At 39.8% G+C, this 11385-nt stretch carries 6 protein-coding genes; 3 read left to right on the top strand and 3 right to left on the bottom strand.

Going from position 1 to position 11385, the window contains the following annotated elements:
- Positions 1–940: malate dehydrogenase (mdh, locus tag QX565_RS17510; protein WP_289293721.1), on the top strand; the 940-nt coding region annotated here is incomplete at its 5' end.
- A 144-nt stretch (positions 941–1084) separates the two neighbouring features.
- Here mdh and QX565_RS17505 read toward each other — a convergent pair.
- Positions 1085–3145: a HelD family protein gene (locus QX565_RS17505; RefSeq protein ID WP_289293720.1), complete on the bottom strand. Its 2061-nt coding sequence runs from the start codon at positions 3143–3145 to the stop codon at positions 1085–1087.
- 139 nt (positions 3146–3284) lie between these two features.
- On the opposite strand from QX565_RS17505, the gene QX565_RS17500 reads away from it, so the two are divergent.
- Positions 3285–3869, top strand: coding sequence for a phosphoglycerate mutase family protein (locus tag QX565_RS17500; RefSeq protein WP_256142905.1), 585 nt, complete (start codon positions 3285–3287; stop codon positions 3867–3869).
- A 16-nt stretch (positions 3870–3885) separates the two neighbouring features.
- Here the strand turns inward: QX565_RS17500 and QX565_RS17495 are convergent, their stop codons facing one another.
- Positions 3886–4653 carry a LuxR C-terminal-related transcriptional regulator gene (locus QX565_RS17495; RefSeq protein ID WP_256142907.1) on the bottom strand — a complete coding sequence of 256 codons (768 nt, stop codon included), beginning with the start codon at positions 4651–4653 and terminating at the stop codon, positions 3886–3888.
- Positions 4654–4888: 235 nt separating this feature from the next.
- On the opposite strand from QX565_RS17495, the gene QX565_RS17490 reads away from it, so the two are divergent.
- The gene (locus tag QX565_RS17490) at positions 4889–5329 is read left to right on the top strand and encodes a DUF6078 family protein (RefSeq protein WP_002562207.1); all 441 of its coding nucleotides are present in this window, start codon (positions 4889–4891) and stop codon (positions 5327–5329) included.
- A 248-nt stretch (positions 5330–5577) separates the two neighbouring features.
- Here QX565_RS17490 and QX565_RS17485 read toward each other — a convergent pair whose 3' ends face one another.
- Positions 5578–11253 (bottom strand): C10 family peptidase, encoded by a 5676-nt coding sequence (locus QX565_RS17485; protein WP_289293718.1) that lies wholly within the window; start codon positions 11251–11253, stop codon positions 5578–5580.
- Positions 11254–11385 lie beyond the last annotated feature (132 nt).

The raw sequence follows: 11385 nt of genomic DNA, 5'->3' as shown, positions 1-11385 counted from the left end.
GTCAAAAGTAACCGTAGTAGGCGCAGGTAACGTAGGTGCTACATGTGCAAATGTACTTGCTTTCAATGAAGTAGCAGACGAAGTAGTAATGCTGGACGTAAAAGAAGGCGTTTCAGAAGGTAAGGCAATGGATATGATGCAGACAGCTCAACTGTTGGGATTCGACACTACCATTGTTGGTTGCACCAATGATTATGCTCAGACTGCAAACTCTGACGTTGTTGTTATTACTTCTGGTATTCCTCGTAAACCGGGTATGACTCGCGAAGAACTGATTGGTGTGAATGCTGGTATCGTGAAATCAGTAGCTGAAAACATCCTGAAATATTCTCCTAACGCTATTATCGTAGTTATCTCTAACCCGATGGATACAATGACTTACTTGGCACTGAAAGCTTTGGGTGTACCAAAGAATCGTATCATCGGTATGGGGGGGGCTTTGGATAGCTCACGTTTCAAATATTTCTTGTCTCAGGCTTTGGGTTGCAATGCTAACGAAGTAGAAGGTATGGTTATCGGTGGCCATGGTGATACTACTATGATTCCTTTGACTCGTTTTGCTACTTACAAAGGTATGCCGGTTTCTAACTTCCTGTCAGCAGAACAGTTGGAGAAGGTTGCGGCTGACACAATGGTAGGTGGTGCTACACTGACTAAGTTGTTGGGTACTTCTGCATGGTATGCACCGGGTGCAGCAGGAGCATTTGTAGTTGAATCTATCATCCACGATCAGAAGAAGATGATTCCTTGCTCTGTAGCTTTGGAAGGTGAATATGGTGAAAACGATCTTTGCTGTGGGGTACCTGTAATCCTGGGTAAGAACGGTATCGAGAAAATTGTAGAACTTCCGTTGAACGAAGAAGAAATGGCTAAGTTCAAAGCAAGTGCTGAGGCTGTTCGTAAAACAAATGCAGCTTTGAAAGAAGTAGGCGCTCTTTAATAAAGAAGGGGTTATATACTTGAAATAATAAAAAGGACGGTTCTTCTGTAAGAGAGGAATCGTCCTTTTTCTGTCTGTTCTTTTGCTTTTAAAACCCTATTTGTAATCCAGCTTATAATCAATACTAAGAAGAGTTACCTGAATTTAAGGAATAAATTTACTCAACTTTCCACAATGGGTTATTGTTAATTTATGCATAGCTCTTGTCACTGCTACATAAAGCATACTTTTATCAATTGCCGAACAATAGTTTCTATCATCCACCTGTGGTATAATAACTTCGTCAAACTCCAGGCCTTTAGCCATGTGCGACGAAGTGATGAGGATACCTTTTACAAAAGCCGAACTTTGGTTCGACAGGAAATAAACATTTTCTATGTATGTCTGAAGTTTGTCTGCAAGGGATTTTGCCTGGGCTTCTGTTTTGCATACAATCCCAAGTGACTTATTATTTGATTTCTTAAAAGTGAATATTAAATCTGTAATACCGGATATCTCTTCTTCTGTATTTCTGTATTGAAGAATCATCGGTTGTTCACCATGTCTTACGACAGGTTCTAACTCTTCATTGAGCAGAATTTCTTGTGCAAAACTGGTAATTTCAAAAGTAGAACGATAACTTTTGCATAGTTTCATCACTTCTCCCGTTGTAAATACTCTTTGAATCATATCAGCAGTGGATGAGCCATAAGGATTGACTGATTGGGATGCATCACCCAGAATCGTCTTCCGGCAAGGATAAAGTTTTTGAATGACTTTATACTGTATAGGAGAATAATCTTGCATTTCGTCTATCAGGATATGCTTGACATGGCTGTGAGGTTTTTTTCCCTCCAATGCTATATGTAGGTATGCTAAAGGAGCTAAATCAGAATATTCCAACGTATGACTTTTGCGCATCCTTAACATTTCGCTTTTTCCTACCCATTCAAAAAAGTTCTTATAAACCTGAATGTCGTTATTACCAGCAAACATTTTTCTTACTTCTTTTTTCAACAGATTCCTCTCTGCGGTAGTAACTGTAAAATTGTATTTGATTGTCATCATTTCCAGAATATAATCGGTCATCGTCTCAAAACGTTGGCGCATTGGGTAGCGGCTGAATCGTCTGAATTGTTCATCAATAAATTCGGCCGGAATAGTAATGTGTCTGGTTAGTTTTACGTCTGTTGCTCTGAAATAGTTATTTTCCATATATAGAATAAATTTATCGAGGAGTGAGATGAAATCAAATGAAGCCTTATACTGTATCCTTTCGATAAATTCTTCTGTAGGCTTTCCAAGTAATTCTGTTACTTGTTCAAAGAAGTTTTGGTATTTATATTTGTGACCGAGTACATCCGAAAGAATATATTCCATACTGGTTTCAGGAACAGTCTCCTCACCAAGTTCCGGGAGTACATTAGAGATGTAATCGGCAAAAACTTTGTTGGGCGAAACCACCAATATGTCTTTGGAGGAAATATCTCCTTTCAGTGTATAAAGAAGATAAGAGATGCGATGTAAAGCGATGGAGGTTTTACCCGATCCGGCAACTCCTTGTATGATAAGTACGTGTGCATCTTCATTACGAATAATGCGGTTCTGTTCCCGCTGAATGGTTGTGACGATGTTTTTCATTTTATCATCAGCGTTCGAACTTAGTTCTTTCTGTAAAATATCGTCATGTACAGTCAGAGAGCTTTCAAGCATATATTCCATTTTGCCATTGCGGATACGGTACTGACGTTTCAGCAAAATCTCTCCGCTAATTTCACCCAAAGGGGATGAATACGTAGCTTTTCCCAGTTCATTATCGTAGAACATACCCGATATGGGAGCTCTCCAGTCATATATCCGGTTTATCTTTTTGTTAGTGTCATAAAATGTGTGTATTCCTATATAAACCGGTATTGTCTGGCTTTTCTCCCTTTCTTCTTTAAAGTCTATCCGGCCGAAGTAAGGAATGTCTACTATTTTACTCAGTCTTTTGCGCTTGTCAATCACACTTTCACCCAATGCAAAATGATTTAAGATGCTTTCCCTCATAGAACGAATTTCATGTGGATCAATATCTTTATTTGACCATAAATACTCTTTGTACTCTTGTAGTGTATCTACGTGTTCTTTCACTGATATACCCGTATTATTAATTACGTCGTTGAGGGTGTTGATTATCTCCTGCAAATATTCTTTCTCTTGTTCTTCTGTTTTATTAAATACCATAACTCTTTCATTACTATATTAAAAACGGTCTGAAAAGACAGCAAAGTTAGTTCATTCCATTGGGGCGATAAATAGTTATTTATAGCTATATATCCAGCCTTTTTTCTACTTTTGTACACTTTATTTCAAATGCGGAAAGATGGATATTCTTGATATGGCGGGACGGAACCAGCAAAAAGCCTGGGAGATAATAGAAAGTACCGGTGTTATCCCGATATGGGAAAGTATTGGTGCAAAAGTGAATTTGGTGGGTTCCTTGAGTACAGGGTTATTGATGAAACACCGGGATATTGATTTGCATATTTATACCTCACCTTTGAGCTTGGCTGACAGTTTCCGGGCAATGGCGCAACTTTCAGAAAATATAGCTATAAAGAAGATGGAGTGTGTAAATCTTTTGCATACTGTTGAAGCCTGTGTGGAGTGGCATGCCTGGTATCAGGATTCTGAGAGTGAACTTTGGCAGATTGATATGATTCATATCCGGAAAGGCTCCCGGTATGATGGCTATTTTGAAAAAGTGGCGGAACGTTTGAGAGCTGTTTTGACTGACGAAACAAGACTGGCTATTTTGAAATTGAAGTATGAAACTCCTGAAACGGAAAAGATTATAGGGATAGAATATTATCAGGCTGTTATTCGGGATGGAGTAAGAAGTTATGCGGAATTTGAGGTATGGCGGCAAGAGCATCCGGTTACAGGCATTGTAGAATGGATGCCATGATGTGTCGATATGAGATTTAATTCAACAGCCCCAGTTTCAATCCAGTATTAATGGCTTCAATAGAATTTTGTACACCTAATTTATGTAATAGATTCTGCCGATGGATATGAACCGTATGGATACTGATACAAAGTTTGTCGGCTATCTCTTTACTTAGAAGCCCTTTCTGAATATACTGTAAGATTTCAGTTTCACGTTGCGTCAGAATTATTTGTGTTGTTGATAATAGAGAGGGAGAGAATATTTCTCCGTTTTTAAGATTCAGTACAGTACAATCTACCTGATTGGATTCCTTTTGATTGGGGGCAATATCCATATTTCCTATTATGAGCCAGGCTTTTCCGTTATGAGCCTGTTCTAAAACCTGCTGTTTGCTGATAACTCGTATATATTGTTGTCTGGCATTGCGTACCCGGAAACTATAGATATTACAGTAATCATTCCTTTGTTCGATAGGCAAACCGAATATAAACTTACCAAGATCAACCTGTAGCCGTTTTAGTTGTGATAAATCATCTGGATGAATGCGTGATTCTAAATAATCACCTTGTCTTTCCAATGTAGCTATCTTGTGGCTGTCATATCCCAGTAAATCTACGAAGTTGGAGGATGCGAAAGCATACCTGCATTTATAAACATCAACAACGAATGTACAGTTGTGACTTAGTTTGGACATGCGGTGAAGCATGCTTTTGTCACGTTCCCAAAGACTGTAATCAATGTCTGATGCCGATAGATGCTGCTTTGCCCACATTTCTTCCCTGGTTATATTCATTGACCTCATATAGTATAGCTATAAATTATTGTTTTTGTTCCACAAAGGTAAAATTAATCTTTAATGATGGAAATAATTATAGAGGTTAGACATTGTTTTATTACTGGGAATGGTGTAGTTTTACTTCAGTTAAGTTTTCTTTTGTACTCATTTAATGGTAGAATAAAGAAAGAATACACTTATCTTTGTATTAGTGATTGTTTGTAACCGGAATATCACAATAATGCCGGGTGATAATAAAATTATGAAGACAAAAGAAATAGATCGTTTTTCGGAAGTTCCACAAGACTATCCTCTGTGCATTAATTATCAATGTCCTCGGGCGTCTACTTGTTTGAGGCAATTAGTTGCACAGGAAGCTGCTGATAGTATAAAGTTTTTAATGATTATCAATCCGAAGCATCAAGCTACTTTGAAAAAAGATTGCCCTTATTATCGTTCAAGTACCAAAGTTCGCTTTGCCAAAGGTTTTATGAATATCATAGAGAATCTGACTCAAAAGCAAATACGGGAAGTTATTCCTCAACTGATAAATCGATTCAGTGAAAGAACATATTATCGTATTCGTAAAGGAGAGCGCTTACTCTCACCTGCCGAGCAACAAAGTGTGGTGAATATTTTCAAAAAGTATGGGCTGACCGAGCCGATTGTATTTGATGATTATATAGAGGACTATGAGTGGTAGAACTGGCTATAGTATAATGTACTTTTTGCCATCACATTGGCAGGACTCTGCCAATGTGATGGCAAGGTGTTGCCAATAGGTTGGCAAAGTCTTGCCAGTACGATGGCAAAAGAGGATATAATATCTGTGTAAATATCGAATTACGTATAGGCTCTAAGAAAATAATAAAAGTTGGTTATAAAGGTTTGAAAAACCTTTATAACCAACTTTTATTATTTTTCAATCCGTATTTGTCGGATAGGCTATGATTAGAAAATCACTTTAATACCATCGATTATGTAAACACCCGGATTAAGGGTAACCGTGTTAGAACCGGGTTTAACGGAGATTGATACGACAGGTATACCTGAGATGGCAAATATGTCGATATCTTGTTCCACATCCGAAATTATCACAAGGTTTGAACCTTCTTTGATAAGTTTTATTTTTTCTCCTTGAGGGAGTGTCTGGTTGTCAGTACCTGTAATGTTTACTTTACCAACTTCGAATGAATCTTCGACTCCGAAAGTATTAGCCTTAGCATAAACCGAGAAAGGCGCGATCATAAGGTCTGTTTCTTCATCGGCGATACGGTTAAAGCTGTAACCTTCATCATCAAGTAAGTATGTGTCTGGAGCAACGTTGGTGGAAGTATAGTTACCAAACAGAGTGAAATCCTTACCTGCTTTTGTGATAGATTCTGCCACCGGAGTCATAGGTACGTCAAACATAAGCGATTCGTCTGCTTGTGTGGCAGGACTACCATTCGCACGGAATGTAAAGTCGACAGTATCATCCACTTCTCCGTTAAGATGTATCATATAAGGTTTATTAGCTTCAATCGAGGGCTGGTTCTCAAGTATTATAGCGTCTTCGTTGAATGATAATATACTGACTGTATGGTTACCCGAAGTACCAATCGTATAGTCATTACCTTTTCCATCCGACATGTACTTGGGTACGAACGGTAAGACTATACCTTTCCATTCTTTACTTTCATTTCCGGTTGGGTAGTTCAGTTTGACTGACAGTGAGATATTTTTTTCACCGAGATTAAAACTTGCCGGAGCATTGAAAGCAAAACCGTCAGTGAGGACAATGTCGGTTGAAGCCACGCGTGAACCACCACTGTTGATCACAATGTTTGATTTTGAAGAGATTGATTTTTCCAAACCTTCTGCAAGATATATTATACAGTTGGGGTTTATACCCTCAAACGATTGATCGTTTATGCCTGTGGTATTACGTACACGGGTAGAACTTTGATCCTTGTCAGACTGTGAGTTTCCAAAAAGCGTGATACTCGTCAACGAAGAACATCCGTCAAAAGCTCCGGCATCTATTGCATCGACCGAATTAAGTGTCAGCGATTCGAGTTGCGAACAGCCGGCAAACGCATTTTTTCCTATAGAAGTAACGTTTTCCGGAAGCACTATATTTGTAAGGTTTTCCATTCCTGCGAATGCATTTGAAGGTATTTCGCTGTTTTCAACGGCAGACATGTCAATGGTTTCCAAAGACGTGAAGTTTTCACGTATGTGTTCGAAGGTCGTATCGGTCATTTCTCCCGACAATTCGAGTTCAACAATTCCATCGGCTTCTTCTTTATCAATATAGATCACTTCTTCCGGCTTAAGAACCGCACCTTCAACAGGAACCATCGTGATTTCAACTTCTATATCCGATTGCAAGTTTGTGATCGTATATATACCGTTTTCGTCCGGAAGAGCAACTTCACCGGCTATTTTGACTTTAGGAGTCATACTCGGAGTTTCGGAAACGATCGTAAATTTGTAATCGCAACCTTCCTTGTAGAGGGTTTTACGTTCATTAGAACCTTGAACAAACAGAGCCATATTGACACCATTCCATACATTTACCTCATTAAGGTTTACAAAGTTGACTTTAGATTTTCCGGACGCATCTTTGACCTTGATATCATAATGGAACACCACGTCAATGATATGGTTTTGCGGACAAGATAGATATTTCGGATCTGTTACATTACCATAGAATTTCACTAGATAATAACCGCCGGGATTGAAGAAATCAGTGGGATCGAGTGGATCAAGCTGATTTGTTACATCTTGTTTATTGTCATAAAGTTTAAATGCAACTCCAGGACGGTAGGTCGGATTGGGCTTATAAGAGGTCGGCTTAAAATTGGGCAATCCAAGCATTACAGTTTTAGTTGCACTTCCTACAGGTCCCTCAATTTTGGTCAATGGCTCTCTTTCCGAATATTGGAAAGTTCTGTCCGGATCGATCTGAATGTTATAGAATACTTTTGAAGTTGTATGTTGGAGTTCTTTCCAGAATTCACTGTTCGCATATGCCGATTCAGTACCTTTGGGCACTTCAAGGGTTATTTGAGTATTCGTTGGGAATGGATTACTTTTCAATGGTACCGGAGTTTTTGACAGAACAACTATCTTTTCAAGTTTAATGCATGCTGCGAAAGCGCCACTTCCAATATAAGCTACTTTTTCCGGAATTGTAATTTCTTTTACATTGATACAACGATAGAATGCATTTTCTTCTATACTCTCCAGATTCTTAGGCAGAAGGATTGTTGACAGAGCCGTTTTTCCCATCGGATTTGATGCTGCAAAAGCATTTGTAGGCAGTGAGTTTGGAGTGGGCAGACTTTTTATTGTCACATCGGTCAAGTCAAGAGCTACAAGTTTATCTGCATTCTTCTGCAATGTCGCAAAATCGGAGGCATTCATCTCACCCATTAGTTTGAGTCGTGAAGGGAAAACTTCGGAAGTTTTTGATGCAAGCTCTCCTGCATGGAGGTTCATAGCTGTATAAGTTTCGTCTCCGGCAGCCACTACTTGTATGGCTATGTCAAGATCTTCACGTACACTTTCAACCTTTATTTGGGCTACTCCCTGACGATCAGCCACAATCTTACCATTGATCGACACCGTTATTGCGTCGGCAACAGAAACCGGCATGATCTTACATGTAAAGTCCATACCATGGACGATCTGATCAATAGCCCCCTGGATAGTGGCTCCCTGAACAGAAGATGGCATAGTGATCTTGTGGTACAACACCTCATTACCTACAGCCTTGATTGAATCTTTTACGTTTTCATTTATTCCTTTGACGAGATGCCATTCTTTCTTGTTGTACGAAGTTGCGATCCGTACGAGATTACCTTCACGTACTGAAGCTTCTTTTACCTGGCAGTTAAAGTTACAGGGCAGGTCGCCATAATTCGTTCCTGAGTTAGTAAATACAGGCGAGATGATTTCTTTAATAGCACCTTTGGCATCTGTGAGCACGGCAGCGTAGAACATCGAGGCATAATCCCGAGGAATAGCCAATGCGTTAGCGCGTATGGTAAATGTCTTACCGGAAATAACGTTGATCACGTCGGTTGCAAGCCCTATACCACCCCTTGAATCGGTTAACTTCCACAAAGAGAGGTGGGTTGTCGGTTGTGGCTGAATGAAATTGGCATGGATCATAGTGTTGGCATTGACGGTGATAGTATATCGGTTATCGGTTCCGGCAATCAATTTGGTTGTGTTGGCAAAAACTTCCATTTTAGCATCACCAAAGCGATTGTCCGTTTCAACGGTGAATGAGAACAACGAACCGGGTGTCACTTCGAGATTCTCTGAATCCGGCGTTATCTTTACCCCCTCTGTCTCTTCAAGAACGATCGTATAAGAAGATGCCGGAACAGGATTTTCTTCAACGATCTCTTTGAAATCCTGCCAGTTCTCCTTTGACGAATATGCTGTTTTTGCGTTAACCGGTACTACAAGTTTAGATTTAGGTGTTCCTGTGAACACACACCAGTTGATCCATGCCGGCGATTGACGGCGTACAATGACTTCTCTCAGATTACTGCAATTTAAGAATATATTGTATTCGTAAGTACCCACTGATGCCGGAATTTCGATTTTTTGCAGACCAGTGGCATTGAAACAGCCATTTTTCAAAATGGTGAGAGACTTTGGCAACTTAATATGTTGTAACGAATGGTAGCCACTGAATGCTTTAGTGGGGATAGCGTTAGCAGGATTCGAACCATTGGCTACTATGTTCACACCAGAAATATCAAGCATGGTTAGCTTCATACGTTCGCGTATAAATGTGAAATCACGGATGTCGATCGTTCCATAAAGTGTCAGTTCCTTAATCGTTCCGGCATCGGCTTCACTGATAAGCTTTTCAAGGTTACCGGCAGTTACCCATAGATTACGTTTATTCACTACATCCTCCATTGACTGTACGATAATACGGATTTGCTGGTCAGTGGTGACATTTTCAATTTTGTAAACATTATCGGCACTTGGAGTCAGGATGAATCCGTTTGCTTTGACTGTAACAACCTTGTCAGGGGAAGCGGATTGGACTTTAAATGTGTAGTCGCGACCTTTGATTACTTTTACATCGGCATACGATATGATAGCTCCGTCTACGTTGAGCGGTATGTCAATTGAAAAATACGGTATGGAATTGTTTTTTGCTTTAATCTCATTTATTGTGATGAGGTCGCCGGTAACGGGCAACCACTCGTCAGAGCCGTTGGCTATAGTGACCATACGGATTATATCATCGTTAGCGACAACGGTTTCGGCAGGTACCGAACATGTAAAATCAGAATAAAGTCTTGGCATCATCACCTGCATTGCTTGAAGTGATAGCCCTTTACCATCATGCAGTAATGTTTTCAATTTCCCATTAGCAGAGAAAAGAGCCACAGAAATTTTTCCTGAGAAATTTTCATATGAAACGTTTTTAAAGGCACCTGCTCTTATGCTGAACTTCATTCCGGGGTTGATATCTACTGCGTCGGAAGTTATACCGATCTGACGTTCGTCGGCTGTGATATGAACAGGTGACCACTTGACTGTTGTTTCGGCAGGTTTGATATTATAGATGATAGTGGTCTGGTCGTTGAAACTGTGTGATGTACTTACAGTGGGGTTGAGAGCGTCGGAAGAAAAATAACCGTTGGCCGAACCACCCCAGCCCCAATTGATGTGGAAATAAGGTACTGAACCTTTTATCTCATATCCGTCGCACACAAAAGCATGACCTACTGAGACATCTTGACCACTATAGATCACTGGTCGTCCGGCATTGATCTCGTCAACAATTATGGCATCCCATACAGTACGGTCGGTTTCCGAACGCTTTTTATAGGATACCTCTGGGGCATATCCGAAAAATGATATAAGGGCGGCAGGAACACGTACTTCAAAGGCACTCGAACCATACATTCCGAAATCTGTTTTTATTGATATAGCACAATGAGCCATCAGTGTAGCCACAGCATCAGCTTCGGCTGTAGAATATCCTGAACGATAGTTATCCATTCTCATATTACCCCAATCATATTGGGTATTGAAATCAGTACCGTCAAGTGAGCCATTACCCATTGAGGGGTAATTATAATATTTCATAACGGTAGCCATGGCAGTACCAACGCAACCTACAAGGCGGCGGTTAGGTATCTGACCGTTGAATGGAGCTTCCTGACTCCATTCCGGAGTTTTGATAGACTTTGTCAGTGAAGTTTGCATACTTACACGCTTGCGAAGCTCGGTGATATTATTTCCAACCGGTTTCACGGCATTGTTGAGCATCATCGTAGTGACATCAGATATTTCATCCGGTATATATAAAGACTCATAAGAGTATCCCACAACCGGGATTGCCTTGTCATCGGCTGATATGATGATAAATCCACGACCATCCTTGGCATTAAACACATAATAAGCAGGTGTCCCGTCACTTTTTTGTGATGTATACGCCAATTCAAAAGCATCGGGATTACTTAGTCTCGAAATGTTACCAGCATTAAAAAAATTAGCAGCGGCTTCAGCAGCTTCTTCTATAGTCAACATTTTGGCATGGAGGCTGTACGGGTAAACAGCACACACTAGAAGAAGCAGTACTTTTAAAAACTGTTTCAGCATAAGATAAATAGCTTTTAATTAAGTTATAAATAATATAAATGTTTAATATGAATTCAGCTAAAATACGAGCTGATTGGAATGTGCAAAGTCTTTATTATTAGTATTTTATGTTACTGATAAAACATATAGTTC

Source organism: Bacteroides sp. 41_26 (assembly GCF_949740115.1).
Classification (GTDB): Bacteria; Bacteroidota; Bacteroidia; order Bacteroidales; family Bacteroidaceae; genus Bacteroides; species Bacteroides nordii.
The sequence above is the reverse complement of the archived record's forward strand: the minus strand, read 5'-3'. Positions and strand labels throughout refer to the sequence as shown.

Excerpts from the sequence above, each read along its gene's own strand:
- QX565_RS17505 (WP_289293720.1), bottom strand. The coding sequence starts at position 3,145 with ATGGTATTTAATAAAACAGAAGAACAAGAGAAAGAATATTTGCAGGAG.
- QX565_RS17485 (WP_289293718.1), bottom strand. The coding sequence starts at position 11,253 with ATGCTGAAACAGTTTTTAAAAGTACTGCTTCTTCTAGTGTGTGCTGTT.
- QX565_RS17495 (WP_256142907.1), bottom strand. The coding sequence starts at position 4,653 with ATGAGGTCAATGAATATAACCAGGGAAGAAATGTGGGCAAAGCAGCAT.
- QX565_RS17500 (WP_256142905.1), top strand. The coding sequence starts at position 3,285 with ATGGATATTCTTGATATGGCGGGACGGAACCAGCAAAAAGCCTGGGAG.
- QX565_RS17490 (WP_002562207.1), top strand. The coding sequence starts at position 4,889 with ATGAAGACAAAAGAAATAGATCGTTTTTCGGAAGTTCCACAAGACTAT.